At 66.9% G+C, this 24,955-nt stretch carries 21 protein-coding genes and 1 pseudogene; 11 read left to right on the forward strand and 11 right to left on the reverse strand.

Features of this window, described 5'->3' with window-relative positions; all coding sequences use genetic code 11:
* Positions 1-4 precede the first annotated feature (4 nt).
* Genes MY55_RS03550 through parC form a run of 3 tightly spaced genes read right to left on the reverse strand, consistent with a single transcriptional unit; the run spans position 5 to position 5,221 of the window.
* Positions 5-1,321: a sigma-54-dependent transcriptional regulator gene (locus MY55_RS03550; RefSeq protein ID WP_043572710.1), complete on the reverse strand. Its 1,317-nt coding sequence runs from the start codon at positions 1,319-1,321 to the stop codon at positions 5-7.
* Positions 1,314-2,870: a two-component system sensor histidine kinase NtrB gene (locus MY55_RS03555; RefSeq protein WP_043572712.1), complete on the reverse strand. Its 1,557-nt coding sequence runs from the start codon at positions 2,868-2,870 to the stop codon at positions 1,314-1,316. The genes MY55_RS03550 and MY55_RS03555 overlap by 8 nt, the downstream gene beginning before the upstream one ends.
* Complete coding sequence (gene parC, locus MY55_RS03560) at positions 2,870-5,221, reverse strand: DNA topoisomerase IV subunit A (RefSeq protein ID WP_043572715.1); 2,352 nt, start codon at positions 5,219-5,221, stop codon at positions 2,870-2,872. The genes MY55_RS03555 and parC overlap by 1 nt, the downstream gene beginning before the upstream one ends.
* 118 nt (positions 5,222-5,339) lie before the next feature.
* Between parC and MY55_RS03565 the strand changes: the two genes are divergently transcribed.
* Positions 5,340-5,801, forward strand: a complete 462-nt coding sequence (locus MY55_RS03565) for a GNAT family N-acetyltransferase (protein ID WP_043572718.1) — start codon at positions 5,340-5,342, stop codon at positions 5,799-5,801.
* Between the two features lie 60 nt (positions 5,802-5,861).
* On the opposite strand, the gene MY55_RS03570 is transcribed toward MY55_RS03565, so the two are convergent.
* Positions 5,862-8,504: a TonB-dependent receptor plug domain-containing protein gene (locus MY55_RS03570; protein ID WP_160309788.1), complete on the reverse strand. Its 2,643-nt coding sequence runs from the start codon at positions 8,502-8,504 to the stop codon at positions 5,862-5,864.
* A gap of 387 nt (positions 8,505-8,891) precedes the next feature.
* Here MY55_RS03570 and hemA point away from each other — a divergent pair, with 387 nt between their 5' ends.
* Both hemA and prfA read left to right on the forward strand, forming a co-directional pair.
* Complete coding sequence (hemA, locus tag MY55_RS03575; protein WP_043572721.1) at positions 8,892-10,145, forward strand: glutamyl-tRNA reductase; 1,254 nt, start codon at positions 8,892-8,894, stop codon at positions 10,143-10,145.
* Positions 10,145-11,221, forward strand: coding sequence for a peptide chain release factor 1 (gene prfA, locus MY55_RS03580; RefSeq protein WP_043572724.1), 1,077 nt, complete (start codon positions 10,145-10,147; stop codon positions 11,219-11,221). The genes hemA and prfA overlap by 1 nt, the downstream gene beginning before the upstream one ends.
* 115 nt (positions 11,222-11,336) lie before the next feature.
* Here prfA and MY55_RS03585 read toward each other — a convergent pair whose 3' ends face one another.
* The 4 genes from MY55_RS03585 to MY55_RS03600 form a co-directional block, all read right to left on the reverse strand.
* A complete protein-coding gene (locus tag MY55_RS03585) occupies positions 11,337-11,915 on the reverse strand; it encodes a c-type cytochrome (RefSeq protein ID WP_146008404.1) in 579 nt (192 codons plus the stop codon).
* Positions 11,916-11,978: 63 nt separating this feature from the next.
* Complete coding sequence (locus MY55_RS03590; RefSeq protein ID WP_065201977.1) at positions 11,979-12,398, reverse strand: DUF6691 family protein; 420 nt, start codon at positions 12,396-12,398, stop codon at positions 11,979-11,981.
* Complete coding sequence (locus tag MY55_RS03595; protein ID WP_043572734.1) at positions 12,395-12,826, reverse strand: YeeE/YedE family protein; 432 nt, start codon at positions 12,824-12,826, stop codon at positions 12,395-12,397. The genes MY55_RS03590 and MY55_RS03595 overlap by 4 nt, the downstream gene beginning before the upstream one ends.
* A 2-nt stretch (positions 12,827-12,828) precedes the next feature.
* Complete coding sequence (locus MY55_RS03600) at positions 12,829-13,137, reverse strand: ArsR/SmtB family transcription factor (RefSeq protein ID WP_043572737.1); 309 nt, start codon at positions 13,135-13,137, stop codon at positions 12,829-12,831.
* A 94-nt stretch (positions 13,138-13,231) separates the two neighbouring features.
* Between MY55_RS03600 and MY55_RS03605 the strand changes: the two genes are divergently transcribed.
* From MY55_RS03605 to MY55_RS03625, 5 genes are all read left to right on the forward strand, one after another.
* Positions 13,232-13,588 carry a carboxymuconolactone decarboxylase family protein gene (locus tag MY55_RS03605; protein WP_043572739.1) on the forward strand — a complete coding sequence of 119 codons (357 nt, stop codon included), beginning with the start codon at positions 13,232-13,234 and terminating at the stop codon, positions 13,586-13,588.
* A gap of 85 nt (positions 13,589-13,673) precedes the next feature.
* A complete protein-coding gene (locus tag MY55_RS03610) occupies positions 13,674-15,584 on the forward strand; it encodes a B12-binding domain-containing radical SAM protein (protein ID WP_043572741.1) in 1,911 nt (636 codons plus the stop codon).
* Between the two features lie 142 nt (positions 15,585-15,726).
* Complete coding sequence (locus MY55_RS03615; protein WP_043572743.1) at positions 15,727-16,377, forward strand: MBL fold metallo-hydrolase; 651 nt, start codon at positions 15,727-15,729, stop codon at positions 16,375-16,377.
* Positions 16,377-16,694 carry an MGMT family protein gene (locus tag MY55_RS03620; protein ID WP_043572746.1) on the forward strand — a complete coding sequence of 106 codons (318 nt, stop codon included), beginning with the start codon at positions 16,377-16,379 and terminating at the stop codon, positions 16,692-16,694. The genes MY55_RS03615 and MY55_RS03620 overlap by 1 nt, the downstream gene beginning before the upstream one ends.
* A gap of 246 nt (positions 16,695-16,940) precedes the next feature.
* Entirely contained in the window at positions 16,941-17,714 is a 774-nt protein-coding gene (locus MY55_RS03625; RefSeq protein WP_053006922.1) for an outer membrane protein OmpK, read from the forward strand.
* A 98-nt stretch (positions 17,715-17,812) separates the two neighbouring features.
* On the opposite strand, the gene MY55_RS03630 is transcribed toward MY55_RS03625, so the two are convergent.
* Positions 17,813-19,399, reverse strand: coding sequence for a GGDEF domain-containing protein (locus tag MY55_RS03630; protein ID WP_230623331.1), 1,587 nt, complete (start codon positions 19,397-19,399; stop codon positions 17,813-17,815).
* 117 nt (positions 19,400-19,516) lie between these two features.
* Between MY55_RS03630 and MY55_RS03635 the strand changes: the two genes are divergently transcribed.
* Positions 19,517-21,391 (forward strand): ribonuclease catalytic domain-containing protein, encoded by a 1,875-nt coding sequence (locus MY55_RS03635; protein ID WP_043572750.1) that lies wholly within the window; start codon positions 19,517-19,519, stop codon positions 21,389-21,391.
* Positions 21,392-21,450: 59 nt separating this feature from the next.
* Here the strand turns inward: MY55_RS03635 and MY55_RS23280 are convergent, their stop codons facing one another.
* Positions 21,451-21,600 carry a hypothetical protein gene (locus MY55_RS23280; protein WP_155294733.1) on the reverse strand — a complete coding sequence of 50 codons (150 nt, stop codon included), beginning with the start codon at positions 21,598-21,600 and terminating at the stop codon, positions 21,451-21,453.
* Positions 21,601-21,707: 107 nt separating this feature from the next.
* On the opposite strand from MY55_RS23280, the pseudogene MY55_RS22440 reads away from it, so the two are divergent.
* Positions 21,708-22,201: pseudogene (locus tag MY55_RS22440) on the forward strand (AMP-binding enzyme); the annotation flags it as partial.
* A gap of 21 nt (positions 22,202-22,222) precedes the next feature.
* On the opposite strand, the gene MY55_RS03650 reads toward MY55_RS22440, so the two are convergent.
* On the reverse strand, positions 22,223-23,044 hold the full coding sequence (locus MY55_RS03650) for an HDOD domain-containing protein (RefSeq protein WP_043572754.1): 822 nt from the start codon (positions 23,042-23,044) through the stop codon (positions 22,223-22,225).
* Between the two features lie 223 nt (positions 23,045-23,267).
* Here MY55_RS03650 and MY55_RS03655 point away from each other — a divergent pair, with 223 nt between their 5' ends.
* On the forward strand, positions 23,268-24,896 hold the full coding sequence (locus MY55_RS03655; protein WP_047237855.1) for a methyl-accepting chemotaxis protein: 1,629 nt from the start codon (positions 23,268-23,270) through the stop codon (positions 24,894-24,896).
* Positions 24,897-24,955: the final 59 nt, after the last annotated feature.

A 24,955-nucleotide genomic window follows, 5' to 3' on the forward strand; every position in this document is an offset into this window, starting at 1 on the left:
TTCTCTACCTCACCCCCAGCCGCTCCATCCGGTAGCGCAGCGAGCGGAAGGTCACGCCCAGGCGTTTGGCGGCCTGGGTGCGGTTGTAATGGGTAGCGTCCAGCGCCTTGGCGATCGCCTCGCGCTCCACCCGGTCCAGATAGTCCTGCAGCGGTTCGGCGCTGCCCGGCTCCGGGCAATATTCGCGCGGCGGCGTCAGTTGCAGATCGTCCCGGCTCAACACCGGGCCGGCGGCCAGCGCCACCGCCCGCTCCAGAATGTTCTCCAGCTCGCGGAAATTGCCGGGGTAGCCGTAGTCCTGCAGCGCCTGGCGGGCATCCGCCGCCAGCTGCGGCGCCGCGCCGTCGCCGGCGTAGCGCTGCAGCAACTGCTGCGCGAACAGCGGAATGTCCTCGCGCAACTCGCGCAGCGCCGGCATCCGCAGCGGCAGCACGTTCAGGCGGTAGTACAGGTCCTGGCGGAAGCTGCCGGCCTCCACCCGCGCCGCCAGGTCCTGGTGGGTGGCGCAGATGATGCGCGCGTCCACCGCCTCTTCCTGGCTGCCGCCCAGCTTGCGCACTGTTTTCTCCTGAATGGCGCGCAGCAGCTTCACCTGCATCGCCAGCGGCAGGTCGGCCACTTCGTCCAGAAACAGCGTGCCGCCCAACGCCTGCTGGAAAAACCCGTCATGGTCGGCGTCGGCGCCGGTGAAGGCGCCTTTCTTGTAGCCGAAGAATTCGCTTTCCATCAGGCTGTCGGGGATCGCGCCGCAGTTGACCGCGACGAAGGGGCGCTCGGCGCGCGGTCCCTGCTCGTGGATCAGCCGCGCCGCCTGCTCCTTGCCGGTGCCGGATTCGCCGCGGATATAGACCGCGGCCTGGCTGCGCGACAACTTTTCTATCAGCCGCAGCACTTCCTGGATGGCCGACGAGTCGCCAACCAGCCGCTGCTGCTGCGCCGGCTTGCCGCCCTCCACCCGCAACGCGGTCTTCACCAGGCTGCGCAGCTGCGCCAGGCTCACCGGCTTTTGCAGATAGTCGAAAGCCCCGGCCTTCATCGCCCGCACCGCGTTGTCGGTGCTGCCGTAGGCGGTGATCACCGCGATCGGCACGTCCAGCGCCTGCTCGCCGATGTGGCGCACCACTTCCAGCCCTTCGCCGTCGGGCAGCCGCATATCGGTCAGCGCCAGGTCGAACGGCCCGGCGCCCAGCATGCCCTTGGCCTCGGCCACGCTGCCGGCGCAGACCGGCAGCAAGCCCATTTTCAGCAGAGTCAGCTCCAGCAGCTCGCGGATGTCCGGCTCGTCGTCCACTACCAATACCCGCATCGGTGTCTTAGTCATAGGCCAGGTGACAGATCAGCCGGAACACGCCACCGGGCGGGCTGTAATCCAGCCGCGCGTCGTTGGCCTCGGCCAGTTCGCGCGCGATGTACAGGCCCAGGCCGCTGCCGGCGTTTTCCGTGGTGAAAAAGGGTTCGAACAACCGCGACTGCTCGGCTTCCGCCACGCCGGGCCCGTCGTCGATCACCCGCAGGATAAGGTAATCCTCAGCCACGCTGGCGTGCAACTGCACCGCGCCGGCGGCGCGGCTGCTATGGCGCCAGGCGTTGGCCAGCAAGTTGCCCAGCACCTGCGCCAGGTGGCCGCGGTCGAAGCGCAGCTGGCAATCGGCCGGCAGCTGGCAGGCGACGGCGCCGGCGGCGTCCGGCTGCGCCATGGAGAAATGCTCCAGCAGCTCGGCGACGAACGGCGCCAGCGCGATGGCTTCGGGCTTGACGCGATCGCGCCGGCCCAGCATCAGCACATCCTCGACCATGCCGTTGATGCGGCGGGTGTTGTCCTGCACGATGCGGACCAGCCGCCGCCGCGCGGGGTCCGCCTCATCCTCGGCCAGCAGATCGCCGGCATGGCTGATCGCCGACAGCGGGTTGCGGATTTCATGGGCGATGTTGGCGGTGAGCCGGCCCAGCGCCGCCAGCTTCACCCGCTTGGCCTCTTCCGCCATGTCCGCCATGTCGCGCAGGAACAGCACCACGCCGCGCAGTTCGCCCTCGCGCACCGGCACCGGCGCCAGCCGCCCCACCAGCTGGCGGCCGCGCGCGCTGTGCTCGATGAAGGTGGGCAGCGCCGGATAGCCGCTCTGCTGCCAGCGCCGCACCAGCGGCAGCAACTCCGGCATGGACTGGCCGCGGGAGAGGCGGCTGAAGTAGCGCTCGGCCTGCAGGTTGAACTGGCGCAGGCAGCCGTCCTCGTCCAGCACCATCACCGCGTCGCGCTGGCTTTGCAGGATCAATTCGTTCAGGCGGTTGAGGTTGGCGATCTCGCCGCCGCGGCTGGCCGCCAGCGCCTCCGACGCGCGCGCCATCCTCCCCAGCTGCCAGGTGGCGATGGAGGTGATGAAGCAGGCGGCCGCCAGCAGCGCGCTATAGGACAGGTCGGCGCTATGGGGCAGACCCAGCCAATGCTCGACGCCGGCGTAGCCGAACAGCGTCAGGGTGGCGATGGCGGCGTAGAACAGCGCGTAGCGGCCGGTGGACAGCAGGCCGGCGGCGGCCAGGTAGGGCAGCAGCAGCAGGCCGAAACCGCCGCGGATACCCTCGTTCATCGCCATCAGCCACACCATCATCGCGATGTCGGCGGCGATGGCCAGCGTCAGCTGCAGCGTGTGGCCGAGCTTGCCTTCGCGCAGCAGGAACCACACCGCGATCAGCAGCAGGTAGACGCCGGACCACAAATAAAAATGCCTGCCGCCTTCTATCAGCGACAGGCCGTCGCTGCCCGGCAGCAGCGACATGGAAAACAGGACCAGCAGCAGCAGCGCGCGAAAGCCGTTGACGAACAACAGCGCGGCGCGGGGGGTGAGGGCTTGCGGCTGGCTGGTCCGTGTCATCACATCGGCAGCTCCCGGATGGCGCTGACCAGCCATTTCTTCGGCATCAGCTTGCCCTTCTTGCCGCGCTTGCCGATGAATTCCTCCAGCGCCAGCTTCTCATCGCCGGCCTTGCCGCGCACCGAGGTGGTGGACAGCAGCGCCTTGGCGCCGGCCACCAGGCCTATCGCCGTCATCGCCGCGCCCTCGTCCAGCGCCATCAGCATCAGGCCGCGGCCCTTGGACAATTCCTTCAGCTCGCCTGCCGGGAAGGCCAGCAGGCGGCCGCTGTCGGCGGCGGCCACCAGCTGCAGCGCGTCCAGGCCGGCGCCCTGCGGCGCCGGCACCGGCGCCAGCACCTTCTCGCCGGCGTCCAGCGTGATGAAGGCCTTGCCGGCCTTCACCCGGCCGGCCATGTCGCCGATCTTGGCGATGAAGCCGTAGCCGCCGGAACCGGCGACGATGAAGCGGGCGGCGTCGGGGCCTGAGATCAGCTGCGCCGGCTTGGCGCCGTCCTGCAGGTCCACCAGCGACGCCACCGGCACGCCGTCGCCGCGGCCGGTCGGCACCGTGGCCGGGTCTATGGTGTAGGCGCGGCCGTTGTGGTCGAGCACGATGGCCGACCACACGGTGCGGGTCTCCACCGCCGCCGCCAGCGCGTCGCCATCCTTGAAGCTCAGCGCCTCCAGGTCGACGTTATGGCCGACGCGGGCGCGGATCCAGCCTTTTTGCGACAGAATCAGCGTCACCGGCTCGTCGGCGGTGGTTTGCGTCAGCACCGCGCGTTCGGCGGCCTTGATCTCGCTGCGGCGCTTGTCGCCGTACTTGGCGGCGTCGGCCTGGATCTCGTCGCGGATCAGGCGGGTGAGCGCGTCCGGGGTGTCCAGCACGTGGCGCAGGCCCTCGCGCTCCTCGCGCAGCTCGGACAGCTCCTTCTCCAGCTTGAAGCCTTCCAGCCGCGCCAATTGGCGCAGGCGGATTTCCAGGATGTCCTCGGCCTGGACCTCGGTCAGGCCGAAGGCCTTGATCAGGTCAGGCTTCGGCTCGTCCGACTCGCGGATCACCCGGATCACTTCGTCGATGTGGATGAAGGCGATCATCCGCCCTTCCAGGATGTGGATGCGCTTGTCCACCTGCGACAAGCGGTGCGCCAGGCGGCGGGTGACGGTGGAGCGGCGGAAGTCTATCCATTCAGTCAGGATGGACTTCAGGCCTTTCTGCGCCGGCCGGCCGTCCAGGCCTATCATCACCATGTTCAGCGAAGCGTTGCCTTCCAGGCTGGTCTGCGCCAACAGGATGTTCATGAATTCGTCCGGGTCCTGGCGGCTGGACTTGGGTTCGAACACCAGCCGCACCGGGCTTTCGCTGTCGGATTCGTCGCGGACGCGGTCCAGCAGCGACAGCATCAGGCTCTTCAGATTGGCCTGATCCTGGGTCAGCGCCTTCTTGCCTGACTTGACCTTGGGGTTGGTGGCTTCCTCGATTTCCGCCAGCACCTTCTGCGCCGAGGAGCCGGGCGGCAGCTCGGTCACCACGATGCGCCACTGGCCGCGCGCCAGCCGGTCTATCTCCCACTTGGCGCGCACCCGCACGCTGCCGCGGCCGTTTTCATAGGCGGCCAGGATGTCCGCCGCCGGGGTGATGATCTGGCCGCCGCCCGGGAAGTCCGGGCCGGGCACGTATCGCATCAGGCCGGCGGTGTCCAGCGTCGGGTCGTCCAGCAGCGCCACGCAGGCGCCGGCCACCTCGGTCAGGTTGTGCGGCGGGATTTCCGTCGCCAGACCCACCGCGATGCCGGAAGCGCCGTTGAGCAGCACCATCGGCAGCCGGGCCGGCAGCAGCGAGGGCTCGTCGAAGGCGCCGTCGTAGTTGGGCACGAAATCCACCGTGCCCATGTCTATCTCGGACAGCAGCAGATCGGCGATAGGCGTCAGCCGGGCCTCGGTGTAACGCATCGCCGCCGCGCCGTCGCCGTCGCGGCTGCCGAAGTTGCCCTGGCCGTCGATCAGCGGATAGCGCAGCGTGAAGTCCTGCGCCATCCGCACCAGCGCCTCGTAGGCCGAGCTGTCGCCGTGCGGATGGTATTTGCCGAGGATTTCGCCGACCACCCGCGCCGACTTCACCGGCTTGGCGCCGTGCGCCAGGCCCATGTCGCGCATCGCGTACAGGATGCGGCGCTGCACCGGCTTCTGGCCGTCGGCCACTTCCGGCAGCGCGCGCCCCTTCACCACGCTCATCGCGTACTCGAGGTAGGCGCGCTCGGCGTACAGGTCCAGCGGAATCCAGTCGCCGCTGGCGGCTTCCGGCGCGGCGGGAGGCGGCGGCGGGTCGCCGGCGGAACCCGGCGGGGCGAAGAGGTCGTTGCTGTTCATGTTATCAATGCTAGTGTCTTGATCTGGATTTGGGTACGCGGCCGATCCGGGTGGTATAGCATCATCACGGTGCCGGGATGCCGAAGACGGCCGGTACGGGAAATGGAGGAATTCTACTATGGCAAACAGGATAGCGTGGCATTGCCACGGTTTCGACGGTTTCACCCCGCTGGCGCTGTACCAGGTTCTGCAGCTGCGGGATCGGGTTTTCGTGCTGGAGCAGCAATCGCTGTACGGCGACGTGGACGGCGTGGACACCCACTGCCTGCACCTGTCGGGCCGCGACGAGGCCGGCCGGCTGCTGGCCTATGCCCGGCTGATCGCCCCCGGCGAGAAATACCCGGACGCCGCCGCCATCGGCCGGGTGGTGGTGGAACCCGCCGCGCGCGGCCAGGGCCTGGGCAAGGCGCTGCTGGCGCAGGCGGTGGCGCAATGCCAGGCGCGCTACCCGGGCCGCGCCATCATGCTGTCGGCGCAGCAGGACGCCAGCGCGATGTATGCCGCCTTCGACTTCGAACCGGTGTCGGAGCCTTACGACGACGGCGGGATACTGCACCTGGACATGCGGCGGGAAGGCTGAGCCGCAAATGAAAATGCCGCTCCCGAGGGAGCGGCATGGCCTGCGCGCGGCGACTGGCTATCAGAACTTGTAGTCGGCGGTGATGTAGTAGGTGCGGCCCCACAGATCGGTGGACGGGCCGGAGAACGTCACCAGGCTGGCCCCGGCGGCGTACGGCGGCACGCGGTTGCCGACGTTGCGGATGCCGCCGTTGATTTCCAGCGTCTTGAGCGGCCGCACGCCGAAGTTGAGGTCGAACGCCGTGTACGACGGCACGCGCTGCGGCACGTTGGCCGCGATGGTGTCGCGCGGGGACGCCGCGTTCTTGTAACCGGCATAGGAACGCGCGGTGATCGCGGCGCTGTACTTGTCGTAGCGGTAGTCGACGGTGAAGAGGTTCTTCCAGCGCGGCATGCCGCCGTAATCGACGTTCTCCAGCAGCGAATCGGTCGGCAGCACCGTGTCCTGATACGTCAGGTAGCGGGTTTGCTGCTCGCGGAAACTCAGCTTGCCGTAGCCCCCCAGCGACAGATCGTACTGCACGTCGATGTCGATGCCGGAGGTGATCGTCTTGCCGGCGTTCGCGTACGGGGTGCTGATGTAGTCGATGTCGCCGCGGATGCCGGCGATGCCCGACGGCTTGCGCACCACGTAGCCGGGGAACAATTCCGGGTGGTCAACCACGTACTGCGCCGGCAGCGCCTGGATGGTGTCCTTCTGGTCCAGCTTGTACCAGTCGATCGACGCGGAAAGCTCCTTCATCGGCTGCAGCACCACGCCCAGGCCGTAGCTCTTGTTGGTTTCCGCCTTCAGGTTCGGGTTGCCGCCGCTGCGGATCTGCTGCTTGACCGACGTGCAATTGGCCGTGGAGATGCCCTTGTCCGCGCATTGCGCGTAGTCGTAAATCGACTGGTAGGCTTGGCGCGACGCGTACAACTGGGGCAGGGACGGCGCCTTGAACGCCGAAGTGGCCGAACCGCGGAACATCACCTGCTGCCACGGACGATAGGAGAAGGCGAACTTCGGGTTCACCGTATCGCCGAAATCGTTGTAGTGGTCGGCGCGCACCGCCAGCTGCGCTTCCAGATTCTTGATCACCGGCAGGCTGAGCTCGGCATACGCCGCCGCCACCGAGCGGCTGGACTGCAGGCCCTGCTGCGCCGCGTAGTTCATGATAGAACCGCTGCGGATCAGCGCGTCGGGCGAGCTTTCGATCGACTCATGCCACCATTGCACCCCTGCGGCGAAGCCCAACGGGCCGCCCGGCAGCTGGGCAAGCTCGCTCTTGCTGGTCTTCAACTCCAGCATCTGCAACTTGGAATTGGCGCTGTTGGTCAGGTTGGTGGCGTATGGCGTCAGGCTGCCCGCCTGGTTGTTCTGCGCGAACGGATCGAACATGGGCTGGCCGGCGGGCGCGCCGTTTTGCAGCATGTTCATGAACGGCGCGTTCAGGATGGCATTGCTGGTCTGCATGGTCACCTTGGATTCGCCAAGGTTCACCGAGCCTTCAAAATCCCAATCGCCGATGGTGGTGGTGCCGCCTGCGACCACGCGGTAGGTGTCGGCCGTCACATCCACCATGCTCTTGCCCAGCTCATACAGGCTGCGCGTCACTTGCAGCGTGTCGCCGGGGGTGAACTGCGGATAGAGCGCCTGCATCGCCGCCAGCGTGGCCGGATTGGTGGGATAGGCCGCGTTGCCGTTCTTGATCTGCACCTGGCTCATCCAGGCGTAGCCGCCGTCGAGGGAGGTCTGGCTGCGGTTGACGCTGGCTTCGACGAACAGCTCGCTGTCCGAGCCGATCCGCTTGGTGTAGTTGCCGTTCAGGCCGTAGCGCGAAGTCCGCGGCGACAGCTGGGTGCCCAGTTCGTCGTTGTCGCTGGGGCAGATGGTGTTGCCGTTGGACAGCGTCACCAGCGACTTGGGGCAGCCGGGCAGAGGGTTATAGAACTTGCCGTTGGAATAGTCTTTCCAAGAGCCCCACAAAGTGCCGCTGCGCGAATCCTTGCCGCCGAAGCGGCGGTAATCCAGCGTCTTGGTCGGCTCATGCTTGCTGGCGAACACCGGCTCGCGATGGTAAGCGTCGAACGACCACATGAAGTTCTGGCCGTCCTTGCTCAGATCGCCGATGCCGCCCATCAGGCCGGCGCCCTGCTCCATGCCGTCGCCGTCTTCGGTCTGGCCGTAGCGGGTGGTGGCTTTCACCCCTTGGAAATTGCGCTTGGTCTTGAAGTTGATCACCCCGGCCACCGCATCGGAGCCGTAGATCGCCGAAGCGCCGTCGCGCAGGATTTCGACCGAGTCGATCATCGCCAGCGGAATCGTGTTCAGGTCGACGAAAGAGTCGGTGCCGCTGATGAACATCGCGTAGTTCGGCAGGCGGCGGCCATTGATCAGCACCAGCACATACTTGGAGCTCATGCCGCGCAGGCCGGCGGTGGCCGCGCCGGCGGCGAAGCTGGCCGAATTGGTGCCCGACAGCACGCTGCCGGAAGAAGTCAGGTTGTCCAGCAGCTGCACCGTGGTGGAAGCGCCGGTTTTTTCGATGTCTTCCCGTTTCAGGACTTCAACCGGCAGCGCGCCTTCCTTGCTGATGCGCTTGATGTTGGAGCCGGTGATGGTCACCCGCTCCAGCTGGCTGTCGCTACCGTCCGCGGCATGGGCAAAGCCGCCCCCCATAAGGCCGAAGGCGGCGATCGCCTGGGCCAGAATCTTGATTCTCATCATTTTCCCTTTGTTCATCACGGCGTTTGCGCTGCTTTGGCGCAAATCTGCCTTGCCTCTGTCACATGCCTGAAACATGCACGCAAGCGATGAAAATGGCATTAATCATCGGGCATGGCAAATACTTCAGCACCTTATGCCAGCCCCTGGCATCGCCAGGCCAAAACCAGAGAATTGTTAAAACTTTGATTAAAATTGTGTTTTTTTATGAATGACAGCGGCAACTCGCCCATTGTCCGTGTCTCAACAAAACAACATGCCGCGCGCCGCGTCGGCGCTATACCGCCTGCGCGCCCGCCGCCGCCATGCCGTCCGGGCAAGCTCGGCGGGACGCCGCCGCCCACTTAGGCTAAAATGTCCTGTTTTCGTCTGCGGCACTTTCCGCCCATGCATCTGCTTGCCTTCGGACTCAACCACCACACGGCTCCGCTGTCGATACGGGAAAAGCTGGCGTTTCCGGCTGAAACCCTGCCGCGCGCGCTGGACAGTCTGGTGGCCTCGCAGGCCGCGCGCGAGGCGGCCATCGTCTCCACCTGCAACCGCACCGAGATCTACTGCTGCAGTCCGGACCCGCACGCCGCGCTGTCCTGGCTGTGCCAGTTCCACGGCCTGAGCCTGGCCGAGGTGGAGCCCTATCTGTACCGGATGGAAGCCTCCGGCGCGGCGCGGCACGCCTTCCGCGTGGCCTCGGGACTGGATTCGATGGTGCTGGGCGAAACCCAGATCCTGGGCCAGCTGAAGGACGCAGTGCGCAGCGCCGAGCACGCCGGCACGCTGGGCACCATGCTCAACGGCCTGTTCCAGCGCACCTTCGCGGTGGCCAAGGAAGTGCGCAGCAGCACCGCGGTGGGCGCAAGCTCGGTGTCGATGTCGGCGGCGGCGGTGAAGCTGGCCGAGCAGATCTTCCCGTCCATCGCCGAGCTGAACGTGCTGTTCGTCGGCGCCGGCGAGATGATAGAGCTGGTGGCCACCCATTTCGCCGCCCGCAACCCGTCCTGTATCACCGTGGCCAACCGCACGCTGGAGCGCGGCCAGCGGCTGGCGGAACAGTTCGGCGGCAACGCCATCACGCTGTCGGAGCTCCCAGAGGCGCTGGCGCGCTACGATGTGGTGGTGACATCCACCGCCAGCCAGCTGCCGATGATAGGCAAGGGCATGGTGGAGCGGGCGATCAAGGCGCGGCGCCACCGGCCGATGTTCATGCTGGACCTCGCCGTGCCGCGCGACATCGAGCTGGAAGTCGCCCAGCTGGACGACGTGTTCCTGTACAGCGTCGACGACATCGCCGGCATCGTCGAAGTGGGCAAGGAAGCGCGGCAGCAGGCGGCGGCCGAAGCCGAAACCATCATCCAGGCGCGGGTGGCGGAGTTTTCCGACTGGCTGAAGAAGCGCGAGACCGTGCCGCTGATCCGCGCGCTGCGCGACGAGGCCGACCGCACCCGCCGCCACGCGCTGGAAGCGGCGATGAAGCAACTGGCGCGCGGCGACGCGCCGGACAAAGTGTTGGAGGCCTTGTCCGTCCAACTGACAAATAAACTCATGCACCCGCCCACCCAGGCCCTGTCCTCGGGCAGCGGCGCGGAGCACGACGCGCAGGTGCAAGCCATCGCGCGGCTTTACCGTTTACATCCGGAGTCGTAATGAAAGCGTCTATCGCAACCAGGCTGGCGCAACTGGCCGACCGCCTGGAAGAGGTGACCCACCTGCTGGCCAGCGAAACGGCCACCCAGAACATGGAGGCCTTCAAAAAGCTCACCCGCGAGCACGCCGAGCTGACGCCGGTGGTGGAGGCTTTCGCCGCCTACCGCCAGTGCGAAGGCGACATCGCCGCCGCCGAAGAGATGCTGGCCGATCCGGAAATGAAGGAATTCGCCCAGGCGGAAATCCTCGAGGGCAAGGACAAGCTGGCGGCGCTGGAGGTGGAGCTGCAGAAACTGCTGCTGCCGAAGGACCCCAACGACGACAAGAACATCTTCCTGGAAATCCGCGCCGGCACCGGCGGCGACGAGGCGGCGCTGTTCGCCGCCGACCTGCTGCGCATGTACACCCGCTACGCCGAGCGCAACCGCTGGCAGGCGGAGATCGTCTCCGCCAGCGAGTCCGACCTCGGCGGCTACAAGGAAGTGATCGTGCGGCTGGTGGGCCAGGGCGCGTACTCGCGGCTGAAGTTCGAGTCCGGCGGCCACCGCGTGCAACGCGTGCCGGCCACCGAAACCCAGGGCCGCATCCACACCTCCGCCTGCACGGTGGCGGTGATGGCCGAAGCCGACGAGATCGCCGAAGTGGTGCTGAACCCGGCCGATCTGCGCATCGACACGTTCAGGGCCAGCGGCGCCGGCGGCCAGCACATCAACAAGACCGACTCGGCGGTGCGCATCACCCACTTGCCGACGGGGATCGTGGCGGAGTGTCAGGACGGCCGCTCGCAGCACGCCAACAAAGCCAGCGCGATGCAGGTGCTGGCGGCGCGCATCTACGACATCCAGCTGCGGGAAAAGAATCAGAAGGAAGCGGCCGAGCGCAAGAGCCTGATCGGCTCCGGCGACCGCTCCGAGCGCATCCGCACCTACAACTACCCGCAAGGCCGCCTCACCGACCACCGCATCAACCTGACGCTGTACAAGCTGGACCAGATGATGGACGGCGACATCGCAGAATTGACCGACGCGCTGGTGGCCGAACAGCAGGCCGAGCTGCTGGCGGCGCTGGGCGACTGAGCGGCGTTGCCGCGCGCGCCAGACGGCGCTAGAATCACCGACGGAAAACCGGCCGCCCGGCGGTCGTTTTTCTCCGAACCTTGAGGCCGCCTTCCGCGGCCTTTTCTTTTGTCGGCTACATGCCCGGAAGGTAGGCGAGCACGGCCTTGATGTCGTCCTCGCTCATGGTTTTGACGATTTCCTGCATCTCCGCCGCCGCCGGCCGCTGCGACACGTCGAATACCCGCAGCTGGCTTTGCAGATAGGCGGCATGCTGGCCGGCCAGCCGCGGCGCCGTCGCGTTGCCCTCGCCGCGGTCGCCGTGGCAGGAGAAACAGGGCGGCGTGCCCACCGCCAGATTGCCCTCGCGGAACAGCTTGGCGCCGGCGGCGACGAGCTTGGGATCGGCCCCGGCCGCCGCGTTGGCCGCCGGCGCGCGCGCGGCGAAATACGCGGCCGCGCTCCGGATGCCGGCATCATCCAGCTTGGCCAGCGCCGCGCGGTGCGCCGCCTTGTCGTCGCGCTTGCCGTCGCGGAACAGCAGCAGCTGCTGCTCCATATAGACCGCCTGCTGGCCGGCCAGCCGCGGAAACTGCGGCGAAGCGCCGTTGCCGTCGGCGCCGTGGCAGCTGCCGCACAGCTCCGCCGGCCGCGGCGCCGCCAGCGCGGCCGCCGCCCACATCCATCCCAGCACCATCCATCCCGCGGTTTTCACTCTGCGCGCTCCATTGTCGATGACGTCTGGATTATACGCGCCGAGCGCGCGGATTTCCCGCCGCTAGCTCCGGCGCCGCGCCCAGCGGCCATGCAGCGCCATGCCCGCCAGCATCGCCGCGGCGAATAGCACCCCGGCGCCGGCGCCGCTGCCGGCCAATACCAGCGCCGGCCCCGGGCAAATGCCGGCCAGCCCCCAGCCGGCGCCGAAAATCAGGCTGCCCAGGATCAATGGCCGGTCGATCCGCCGAACGGCGGGCAGCTGCATCGGCCCGCCCAGCAGCGCGCGCTCGCGGCGCCGCGCCAGCGCGAAGGCCGGCAGCGCTGTCGCGATGGCGCCGGCCATCACCAGCGCCAGCGACGGATCCCAGCGGCCGGCGATATCCAGAAAGGCCAGCACCTTAGCCGGATTGGCCATGCCGGCCAGCAGCAGTCCCAGGCCGAACAACAGGCCGGCGCAGCCTGCGCTTGCGAGCGATTTCATAGCACGCCTCCATCACGCATCAGCCAGACGACGGCGAACCCCGCGGCCATGAAGGCCAGCGTGGCCGCCAGCGAACGCGGCGACAGCCGCGCCAGCCCGCACACGCCATGGCCGCTGGTGCAACCGGAGCCGAGCCGGCTGCCGAACCCCACCAGCAGGCCGGCGGCGATCAACAGCCAGGGCCGGTGATCCAGAGCGATGGCTGGCGGCGCGGCGCACAGCCGGTATGCCCAGGGCGACAGAACCAGGCCGGCGACGAAAGCCAGCCGCCAGCCCTTGTCGCCGCCGGGCGAGAGCAGCTGGCCGACAATGCCGCTGATCCCGGCCACCCGGCCGTTCAGCAGGATCAGCCAGGCGGCGGCCAAGCCGATCAGCATGCCGCCGGCCAGCGCGCTCCAGGGCGTGAAATGACTCCAGTCCAGCTGCATGGCTACTCCTTGGGACAGTACAACTGATAGAGGGTGGCCAGCACGCTCAGCGCGTTCGGGTCGGCCACCGCGTAGAAAATGCGCTTGCCGTCGCGGCGGGTGGCGACCAGGCCCTCGTTGCGCAGCACGCCCAGCTGCTGCGACAGCGTGGGCTGGCGGATGCCCACCGCCTGCTCCAGCTCGCCGACCGATTGCTCGCCCTGGCTGAGCTGGCACAACAACAGCAGCCGGTCTTCGTTGGACAAGGCGCGCAGCAGGCCGCAAGCCTGGCCGGCGGCGGCGCGCATCATGGCGATGGTGGGAGACGGCATGGAAAACTTTCTTTCGGATTAGACACTTGACTACAATATATCAATTGATATTATATAAATCAATATATCTTAACCCGCAGATGGAGCGACGATCATGAGCAGCGAAATCCACTACCCCGAACTGACCCACGCCATCTCCCAACACCTGGCCACCTTGCGCGCCGACGTGCCGGACGTGATGCAAGCCTTCAACGACCTGGGCCGCGCCGCCAGCCGCGACGGCGCGCTGGACAGGAAAACCAAGGAGCTGATCGCGCTGGCACTGGGCGTGGCCGCGCGCTGCGACGGCTGCCTGGGCTTTCACGCGCAGGCCTTGGTCAAGCTGGGCGCCAGCAAGACGGAAGTGGAAGAGGCGCTGGCGATGGCCGTCTACATGGGCGGCGGCCCTTCTTTGATGTATTCCGCCAACGCCCTGGAGGCCTTTGAGCAGTTCAGCGCCAAGACCGCCTAGTCTCGCATCGTTTGCTGTGGGACAATCGCACGCAGCCGGGCCTGAGCCCGGCTATGCTTTTTGAACCACCCGCCGGATTTTTCGCATGTCTGCCAGCTCCCTGCGCGTGCTGTCGCTCATCCCGCCGATGACGCAGCTGAACACGCCCTACCCGTCCACCGCCTATCTGACCGGCTTTTTGCGTTCGCGCGGCGTCACGGCCTCGCAGGAAGACCTGGCGCTGGCGCTGGTGCTGCAACTGTTCTCGCGCGCCGGCATGCAGACGCTGCGCGAGCATGTGCAACGCATCCCCATGCGCCAGCGCACCGACTGCATGATGCAGTTCGACATCTCGTACGAACGCTACGCGGCGACGATAGACGCGGTGATCGGCTTTTTGCAGGGCCGCGACGCCACGCTGTCCTACCGCATCGCCGGCCGCAACTACCTGCCGGAAGGCCCGCGCTTCGCCGCGCTGGACGTGTATATGGACCCGGACGATCCGGACGGCGGCGATCCGCTGGCCTGGGCCTTCGGCGCGCTGGGCAGCCAGGACCGCGCCCGCCACCTGGCCACGCTGTACCTGAACGATATCGCCGACGTGCTGCGCGAGGCGGTGGACCCGCGCTTCGAGTTTGTCCGCTACGCCGAATCGCTGGCGCTGTCGCAGCCGACCTTCGAGCCGCTGGCCAAGGCGCTGGCGGCGGCGCCCAACTGGGTGGACGACACGCTGGACGCGCTGACCCGCGAAGCGATGGCGACGCACCGGCCGCAGCTGGTGCTGATCTCGGTGCCCTTCCCCGGCGCGGTGTACGCGGCCTTTCGCATCGCCCAGACCATCAAGCGCCACTGGCCGGAAGTCAAAACCTGCCTCGGCGGCGGCTACCCCAACACCGAGCTGCGCGAGCTGGCCGAGCCGCGCGTGTTCGACTACTTCGACTATGTGACGCTGGACGACGGCGAGCGGCCGCTGCTGGCGCTGATGGAACACATCGAGGGCAAACGCGGCGTCAGCCGCCTGGTGCGCACCTTCCTGCGCCAGGACGGCGCGGTGCGCTATGTGAACATGCAGGAAGCCGACGTGCCGTTCTCCGAGGTCGGCACCCCCACCTGGGACGGCCTGCCGATAGACCGCTACCTGTCGCTGCTGGACATGCTGAACCCGATGCACCGGCTGTGGAGCGACGGCCGCTGGAACAAGCTGACCATCGCCCACGGCTGCTACTGGAAGAAATGCAGCTTCTGCGACGTGACGCTGGACTACATCTCGCGCTATGAGACGGCGTCGGCCGAGCTGCTGGTGGACCGCATCGAGGCCATCATCGCCGAAACCGGCCAGACCGGCTTCCACTTCGTCGACGAGGCCGCGCCGCCCAAGATGCTGAAGGCGCTGGCCGAGGAGCTGCTGCGGCGCAAGCTGTCCATCTCCTGGTGGGGCAATATCCGCTTCGAGAAATCGTTCACCCCGGAGCTGGCGCAGCTATTGGCGGAATCCGGCTGCATCGCCATTTCCGGCGGCCTGGAAGTCGCGTCCGACCGCTTGCTCAAGCTGATGAAAAAGGGCGTGTCGGTGGAGCAAGTGGCACGGGTCACTCATGGCTTCGCCGAGGCAGGCATCCTGGTGCACGCCTACCTGATGTACGGCTTCCCCACCCAGACCGAGCAGGACACGGTGGACGCGCTGGAATACGTGCGCCAGCTGTTCGACAACGGCTGCATCCAGTCGGGCTTCTTCCACCGCTTCGCCTGCACCGTGCACTCGCCGGTGGGCCAGAATCCGGAAGAATACGGCGTCAAGCTGGTGCCGCTGCCGAAAGGCGACTTCGCCAAGAACGACGTCGGCTTCATCGACCCCACCGGCACCGACCACGAGCTGATGGGCCGCGGCCTGAACAAGGCTTTGTACAACTTCATGCACGGCATCGGCCTGGATGGCGACGTGCGCGGCTGGTTCGACGTGCGGGTGCCCAAGCCAAAAGTGCCGCGCCAGTTCATCGAGCGAGCGCTGTACGCGTAGGTCGGATGCCCGGCATCGCCGGGCGATCCGCCGCGCCGGCGCGGCCAGTGGCGAAACGCCCGCCCGGCGGGCGCGGCCACCCCTCCCCAAACCCGGCAGGCCATGCCAGAATGGCAGATTCCGTTTTTCCGCGAGCATAGCCATGGCCTTGAAGCATCACGTCATCCCGGTCACCCCGTTCGCGCAGAACTGCAGCGTGCTGTGGTGCAGCGCCAGCCGCAAAGCGGCCGTCGTCGACGCCGGCGGCGACATCGGGCGCATCCGCGCCTGGATCGACAGCCAGGGGCTGACGGTGGAAAAGCTGCTGCTGACCCACGGCCACATCGACCACGCCGGCGGCGCGGCCAAGCTGGCGGAAGAGCTGGGCGTGGAAATCGAAGGCCCGCAACGCGCGGAAAGCTTCTGGCTGGACCAGCTGCCCACCCAGGGCGGCATGTTCGGCTTTCCGCGCAGCGAGCCGCTAACGCCGGACCGCTGGCTGGAAGAAGGCGATACGGTGACGGTGGGCGAAGAGACGCTGCAAGTCATCCACTGTCCCGGCCACACTCCCGGCCACGTGGTGTTCTACAGCCCGGCGGCCAGCCTGCTGGTGGCCGGCGACGTGCTGTTCCAGGGCTCGATCGGCCGCACCGACTTCCCAATGGGCAACCACCAGCAGCTGATAGACGCGATCCAGCAAAAGCTGTTCATCCTGCCGGACGACACCACCGTCATCCCCGGCCACGGCCCGTTCACCACCATAGGCGTGGAGAAGCGCAGCAACCCCTACGCCGCCGACCCGCGCTACCGCTGATGCCGCCCGAATTCGCCCGCCGCGTGCTGGCGCTGCTGGCCGACGTGCCGCCGGGCCGCGTCACCACCTACGGCGCGCTGGCCGAGCAAGCCGGCTATCCGCGCCACTCGCGCCATGTCGGCCGCCTGCTCGGCAACCTGCCGGAGGGGGTGACCGCGCCTTGGCACCGGGTGCTGGGCGCCGGCGGCAGGCTGTCGCGCCCCGGTAGCCAGCATGCCGACTGGCAGCGGCTGCTATTGGAAGAGGAAGGGGTGGAATTCAATGCCAGCGGCAAGGTATGCCTGCGGATTTTCGGCTGGCCCGACCAGATGGTTTGACTTGAAACAAACCAGAAACCGGTGCGTGCTCAGATACTTATCTTCACGTAGAGATATTTCCATGTGGCATTTCAGCAACAAAATGTAACTTATTTGTCATCTTGCTACAACAAAGCAAACATTCTTTGCAGAAAAGCGACAGAAGCGTGACAAATTGTTTGCACAAGGCCATTTCTACGTCTAATCTGCGCGCGCTCGCCGACAGCTTGTCGGACGGTTACTACATGAAAATAGTCTGGTGAAACAATGAAAACTCGCAAGTCGCTGCTGGCCCTGTCTCTGTTGGCCGCTTCCGCCCTGGCTCACGCCGGCGGTGAATACTCCTTCGCAAACGTTAGCGCCAACTGGCTGGATTGGTCGAACCGCACCACCGAACAAAGCGGCAAGCGCGACTTCGGTTACCTGGAAGCCGAAGGCGGCCTGGGCGCCAAGTGGGGCGAAGTCTATGGCTTCTTCGACCTGGAAAACCCGGGCAAGGGCAATAACGGCACCGGCACCAAAGACCGCCGCTACACCACCAAGGTAATCGGCCGCTACAACCTGACCGACATCGGCGGCGTGCCGGTGCAACTGTACGCCCACATCTACGACACCCGCGGCAACGAGTTCTTCACTCAGAACCGCGTACTGGGCTTGGGCACCGATCTGAGCTTCGGCGCGCTGAGCATCAAGCCGTTCTTCGGCGTGCACAACGAGATGGATGCTCACCAAGTTGGTTCCGCATCCGGCTACAACGGCTTCATGACCGGCTACGTGATGCTGTACCCGTTCCAAGCTTTCGGCCAGAACCTGATGATCACCCAATGGCATGAAACCGAGTTCAACCGCCAGGACAAGTTTATCAGCGTGTACAAGAGCGGCGACCGTCCGCGCGTAGGCCAGAACGGTGCCATCGCGCTGTGGTGGACCCCGACCAAGGCGGTCACCACCGGCATCCAGTACCGCTACGCCGACCAGAAGCTGGGCAGCACCGCGTACCAGAACGCCGTGATCTACTCGATCAAATACAACATCAAGTAATTGATGGACGGCCTCGCCCGCCTCGCGCGGGCGGGCTGGCGGAGCCGCTCCGCCGCTTGCATGCCCCCGCCACTGCGGGGGCTTTTGTTTTGCGCGCCTCAGCCGCCGCGGCTCTCCACCCGGTTGCGGCCGTTTTCCTTGGCCAGGTACAACATCTCGTCGGCCTGCTGCACCAGGCTGGTGGCGTCTTCGGCGCTGGCCAGCGAGCTGACGCCGGCGCTGAAAGTCTGGCGGAAGGTCCTCTCCCCCACCTGCTGCTCCAGCCGGCAGAAATCCTGCCGCAGCGTCTCCAGCATCTTGCACGCCTTGTCCGCCGGCGTGCCGGTCAGCACGATGGCGAATTCCTCGCCGCCGTAGCGGCCCACCAGATCGGTGCGCCGCAGCCTCTCCTTCAGGAAGCGCGCCAGATTGAGCAGCACCTCGTCGCCGACCTGGTGGCCGTAGTTGTCGTTGACCTGCTTGAAATAGTCGAGATCCAGCATCGCCAGCGACAGCGGCTGCCCGGCGCGGCGGGCGCGCTCGACGGCGCTGTCCAGCTGGCCGTGCAGATGGGAATGGTTGAGCAGGCCGGTCAGGCTGTCATTGGCGATGTAGGAGCGCAGTTTGCGGTAGCGCCGCGCGCGGTTCACCACCGTCACCACCAGCTCTTCCGGCGCCACCGGCTTGGTCAGAAAGCCGTCGATTCCCAGCATCAGCGCGTCCAGCTGCACCGCCTGGCGCTTCTCCACCGACAGGAACACGATGGGAATCCCGTCCAGCAGCCGCTGCTGGCGGATCACCTTGGCCAGCTCGATGCCGTTGCATTGCGGCATGTACATGTCCAGCAGGATCAGGTCCGGATTCAGCCGCTCGATCAGCTCCGGCACCCGCTCCGGGTCGGTCTCGCTGACCGCCTCCACGCCGTGGGCGGCCAGCGCGCGCGAATACAGCCCCGCCAGCGACGCCATGTCCTCGACGATCAGCACCCTGAGCGGGTCGCGCCGCTCGCCGATGTCGCCGAAGCTGAGCAGGTCCACCAATTGGTTGACCTGCAGCGGCCAATCGAGAAAGCCGCTGGCCCCTATCCGCACCGCTTCCAGCCGGGCCGGAAAATCCCGCCGCGGCGAGGTGAGCACCAGCGGACAGCTGCCGCTGATCGCCGGCGCCAACTGCAGGATGGGGTCGCCGTCGGCGAAGTCGGCGAACGCCACCACCGCCGCCGGCGTTTCCTCCTGCAGCGCCTTGGCCAGCTTGGCGGCCTGCGCCAGCGCCAGCGCTTCGTAGCCGAAACAGGCCAGCTGCCTTTGCAGCGGCGCGGCGTCGATGCCGCCGGGCAGCCATAGGTAAAGCAGGGGGTTGCCGCTGCGCTCCGCCGCGTCCTGGCTGCTCGAACCCGCTTGCCGCTCCATCAAACCCAGCTGGCTGACCACTCCCAGATGATGGCGCAGCAGCCCATAGCGTTCCTGCTCGGACGGTTCCGCCTGCTGCTGCAACCACTGCCGCAGCAGGTCGGCCAGCTCGCGCGCCTCGGCGGCGATGTCGACCCGCCCCACCGAACCCGCCAGCGCCTCCAGCCGCATGGCCAGCGACAGCAGGTGGGCGGCCAGCGGACGCTCCCAGCGCGACACCAGCATGTAGCCGATGCGGTCGATTTCCCGCGCCAGCTGGGTGCGTTGGCCGGGGGAGAGGGGCGCAGCCGGTTTCATGACATCGCCTTCCCGTCGCGATGCGGTTCCGCCCGCATCGCGTGCAAGTTTATGGCGCCTGAGCCGCGGGCGAACTGCTATAATCCGCCCTTAAATTCAACGGCCTGGCATGTTTTGATGAACGTTTTTTACGAAGAGAGCGGCAGTTTCAAGGTTGGCAGCATAGTCTCGCGCAGCGACGCCAGCCTGCAGGTGGATACCCAGCACGGCAAGCGCGCCAAGCTCAAGAGCGCCAATGTGTTTCTGGAGTTTAGCTCCCCGCTGGCGGATTTTCTGCCCGCCGTGGACGCGCTGGCTGCGGACATCGACCTGGACTTCCTGTGGGAATGCAGCCAGGACGACGAGTTCTCCTACCAGGACCTGGCCGCCGACTATTTCGGCCACGCGCCGTCGGCCGTCGAGGCCGCCGCGCTGATCTGCCGGCTGCACGGCGCGCCGATGTACTTCTACAAAAAAGGCAAAGGCCGCTACAAGAAGGCGCCGCAGGACGCGCTGCAAGCCGCGCTGGCCGGCGTCGAGCGCAAGAAGCGCGAACAGGAGCAGATCGACGGCTGGGTCCGCGAGCTGAAAACCGGCGCCCTGCCGGAAGCCATCCGCTCGCAGCTGATGACTCTGCTGTGGCGCCCCGACAAGAACACGCTGGAATACAAGGCCTTCGACCAGGCCAGCCGCGAAACCGGCCTGCCGCCGCTGCGCCTGGCCGACAAGGTAGGCGGCATTCCCTCGGTGCCTGATTACCTGATGGCCGGCTTCCAGATGGAGTACTTCCCCAAGGGCGTCGGCTTCGGCAAGTACGCGCCGCCGGCCGCGCTGCCGGAGCTGCCGCTGGCCTCGGCCCAGGCCTTCTCCATCGACGACGCCAACACCACCGAAATCGACGACGCCTTGTCGGTCGAGGAGCTGCCCAACGGCAACAAGCGCGTCGGCATCCACATCGCCGCGCCGACGCTGGGCGTGCCGGTGGATTCCGACATCGAAAAGATGGTGCTGTCGCGCCTGTCCACCGCCTATTTCCCCGGCGACAAGATCACCATGCTGCCGGACGACGTGGTGCAGGCCTTCACCTTGCAGGAAGGCCGCGCCTGCCCGGCGTTCTCGCTGTACGCCGAGGTGACGCCGGAGTTCGAGCCGGTGGCGTTCGAGAACCGCATCGAGCTGGTGCCGATCGCCGCCAACCTGCGCCACGCCGAACTGGAACAGGTGTTCAATGAGCAGACGCTGGCCAACGATCCGGGCGTAGACTATCCGTTCAAACGCGAACTGGTGTGGCTGTGGCAGTTCGCCGAAGCGCTGGAAAAGCGCCGCGGCAAATACGACCCGACCCGCCCAGTGCAGCACGACTACAACATCGACGTGGTCGACGGCAAAGTGTCCATCACCATCCGCAAGCGCGGCGCGCCGATGGACAAGCTGGTCTCCGAACTGATGATCCTGGCCAACAGCGAATGGGGCCGCATGCTGGCCGAAGCCGACATCCCGGCGATGTACCGCGCGCAAAGCATGGGCAAGGTGCGGATGACCACCCGCCCCGAGCCGCACATGGGCCTGGGCGTGGCCCAGTACGCGTGGAGCACCTCGCCGCTGCGCCGCGCCAGCGACTTCATCAACCAGCGCCAGCTCTCGGCGATGATACGCGGCGAAAAGCCCTTGTTCGCCCAGGGCGACGCGATGCTGTTCGCCATTCTGCGCGACTTCGACGCCACCTACGGCGCCTACCTGTCGTTCCAGGACAAGATGGAACACTACTGGTGCCTGAAGTATCTGCTGCAGGAAAACATCACCGAGCCGACCGCTTCCGTGATCAAGGAAGACCTGGTGCGCATCGACGGCCTGCCGCTGCGCCTGCGCATCCCGGGCCTGCCGGAACTGGCCCGCGGCGACCGCGTGCAGCTGTCGGTGGTGAAGGTGGACCTGCTGACCCAGGAAGTGGAGCTGCGCTACACCGGCCGCCTCGACCACGTCGAAGAGGCCGGCGAGGACGAAGAAAGCTGAGCCCGTCCCCTATCTGACTCCAAGCCGCCGCGCCGCCGGGCCCGGCGGCTTTTTCGCGCTCAAACCAGGAAGGACGCCGCCATGTCCTTGTCGCCGTGGCCTGCGTCCATCGCGCGCTGGAAGCGCCGCAGGCCCGCCGCCGCGCAGTCCAGCTCCATCATGGCGCTGGAAAACTTCGCCCAGGTGGTGGCAGAGGCCCGCGCCGGCACGCCGCTAAAGCCGCGCCGTGGTAGCCACGCCGCTGCCGCTGCCGCTGTACCACGTGTTCGCGCTGGCCATCAATTGCCTGTTGGTCAACCGGCTGGGCGGCCAATGCCTGCTGGACGACGCCGGCCGGCCGATGGCCGACGGCGAGGCCGGCGAAGTCTGCGTGCGCGGCCCGCAGATCATGGCCGGCTACTGGCAGCGGCCGGAAGACAGCGCCAAGGCCTTCCATCCCGACGGCTTCTTCGCCACCGGCGACATCGGCGTGCGCACCGCCGACGCCGCAAGAAGGACATGGTGCTGGTATCGGGCTTCAATGTTTACCCCAACGAAGTGGAGGACGTGGTGGAGGACGTGGTGGCGCGGCATCCGGGCGTGCGCGAGGTAGCCTGCGTCGGCGTGCCCGACACGCGCAGCGGCGAGGCGGTGAAGATCGTGGTGGTGCGCCAGGACCCGGCGCTGACGGTGGACGAGCGGCTGCGCCATTGCCGCGACGCCCTTACCGGCTACAAGGTGCCGCGCCATGTCGAATTCCGCGACGAGCTGCCCAAGTCCAACGTCGGCAAGATCTTGCGGCGCGAACTGCGCGGCGGCCAGGGCGCCTGAAGCGCGCCCGGGCAGGCCGGATCAGAACATGTCGTCGACCTGGGTGCAGGCCTGCTGCAGCGGCTCCATCGCCGCCTCCACCCGCTCCCGGCCCAGCCCCAGCCGCTCCAGCACCCGCTCCGGCAGGCTGACCAGCATGTCGGCCACGCCCATCTCATTGCGGAAGCCCGCCACCAGGAAGGTGGACAGCCCGATCAGCAGCGCGTACGGCGACGCGTCTTCGTTCAGCAGGTCGTGCTGGTTGTAGATCGCCTCCTGGATCGCGTCCGGGAAATTCCAGCGCCGCGCCAGCTCCGCGCCCAGCTCGGTCAGATCCATGCCCAGCAGCATGCGTTCGGTGCTGATGCGCTCGGCGCCGCCGGCGACGATCTTGTCTATCTGCTGCGCCTGCTCCGGCACCGCCACGTACAGCACCAGTTCGCCGATATTGGCCAACAGGCCGCAGGTATAGCCAAGCTGCGCGTCCAGGCCCGCCAGCTTGGCCAGCAGCTTGGCGGTGTTGGCCATCGCGAAGCAGCGCGTCCAGAACGCCTTCATGTCGAAGCCGTGGATGCCCAGCGTGGCGCCGGTGACGCCGGAGGCGATCACCAGCACCCTGAGGTTGTCGAAGCCCAGCAGCACCACCGCGTCGTCCAGCGAACCCACCTTGCGGCTGCTGCCGAAGCGCGCGCTGTTGGCCAGCCGCAAAACCCGCGCCGTCAGCACCTGATCGTGGCCGACCTTGTCGGTGATTTCGTCGATCTTGACGTCATTGCGATGGAAACTGGCCACCAGCTCCTGCACCACCTTGGGCACCATAGGCAGCTTGCCCGACGCCTTCTCGAAGATCTCGGCCACTTGCATCACTCGCTCTCCCGTCCGGGTATAGGTGGTTTGAGCTTAGGCAATACCATGGCGAATGGAAGGGGAAACGCCGCCGGCTGGCCATCGGTACCGTCGCGCGGCCGCCGGCGATGGCAAGAATGAGTTTCCCTATTTGCCGCGCGGCAACTATTTTTCAGCATATGGGGCGCGCCGCGGCTCGGCCCCATCGCCGCGCGGCCTGGCCGCCTCATAGGAGAAACCGATGCTGCACCAACTCTCCGTCAAGCAGAAGCTGCTGGCCGGCTACGGCCTGATGATTCTGATCCTGGCAGCCATCGTGCTGACAGCCATCCTCAAGCTGAACGCCATCCAGGCCAAGGAAGTGGAAATCACCGAAAACCGCTATCCGAAGGCGGCGCTGTGCAACAAGATCGTGCTGGCCACCATGGGCGTGGCGCGCGCGGTGCGCGACGCCATCATCGCCCAGAGCCCGCAGGAAATCGAAGCCAATATCAGCAAGGCGGAGGAGTTGCGCGCGCAGAACACCGCCAGCCTGGAACAACTGGACAAGACCCTGGTGTCCGCCAAGGGCCGCGAAGTCTTCACCCGGGTGCAGCAGGCCCGCGGCGCGCTGTCCGCGCTGTACGCGCCGCTGTATGCGCTGATCCGCGCCAACAAGGACGCGGAGTCGGTCGCCTTTTTGAAGCAGCGCTTCGTGCCGGCCAACGCGGCCTTCGCCCAGACGCTGGACGAGCTGACCGCCTACCAGAACGACAAGGTGCAGCAGGCGCTGGACGACAGCAAGGCCGCCTATAACCAGGCCGTCACCATCATGCTGATCTCCGCCGCCATCGCGCTGGCCATCGCGGTGACGGTGGCGCTGTTCGTCGCCAATCTGGTGACCACCCCGCTGCGCAAATCGGCGCAACTGGTGCGCAACATCCAGCAGGGCGACCTGTCCGGCGCCGACGAGTCGCTGCCCGATTCCCGCGACGAGGCGGTGGAAATCGCCCGCATCATCCAGCACATGCGCCAGGGCCTGCGCGAAGTGGTGTCCAGCATCCAGGACAACGCCAACCAGGTGTCCGACTCGGCCCATGAGCTGGCCAGCATGGCGCAGCAGGTGGCCGGCGGCGCCCAGCGCCAGTCCGAGGCCACCGCCGAGGCGGCGGCCACCATCGAACAGCTGACCGTCAGCATCAACCATGTCGCCGACAACTCAGACCAGGCCTCGCGCCAGGCGCGGGAGGCCGGCGACCTGGCCGGGCGCGGCGGCCACGCGGTGCAGGCCTCGGTGGGCAAGATCCAGTCGGTCAGCAGCGCGGTGGCCGCCACCTCAGAGGAAATGCGCACGCTGACCGGCGAGGTGCAGCGCATCGGCAATATCGTCACCGTGATCCGCGACGTGGCCGACCAGACCAATCTATTGGCGCTGAACGCCGCCATCGAGGCCGCCCGCGCCGGCGAGATGGGCCGCGGCTTCGCGGTAGTGGCGGACGAGGTGAGAAAACTGGCCGAACGCACCGCCAGCTCGGCGCAGGAAATCACCCAGATGATCACCGCCATCCAGCAGGGCGTGGAGAAAGTGGTGGGCAGCATGGAGCAGAGCCTGGCCAGCGTCGACGCGGTCTCCGGCAGCGCGCGCGAGGCCAGCGACTCGATGGAGGAGATCGCCGGCAGCACCCATTCCATCGTCGGCACCATAGGCAACATCACCAGCGCGCTGGGCGAGCAGCGCACCGCCAGCCTCAGCCTGGCGCAGAGCATGGAGCAGGTATCGCAGATGGCCGAGGCCAACAGCGCCACCGTGGAGGAGCTGGCCACCACCTCCAGCGAGCTGAACGCGCTGTCGCACAATCTGCAGAACGTGACCGCGCGCTTCCGGCTGTAGCGGGCCTGTCCTTGCGGCGCGGCGGTCGCCCGGCCGTCATGCCGCCGTGGCACACTGGC

It is taken from the genome of Chromobacterium subtsugae (assembly GCF_001676875.1).
Lineage (GTDB): Bacteria > Pseudomonadota > Gammaproteobacteria > Burkholderiales > Chromobacteriaceae > Chromobacterium > Chromobacterium subtsugae.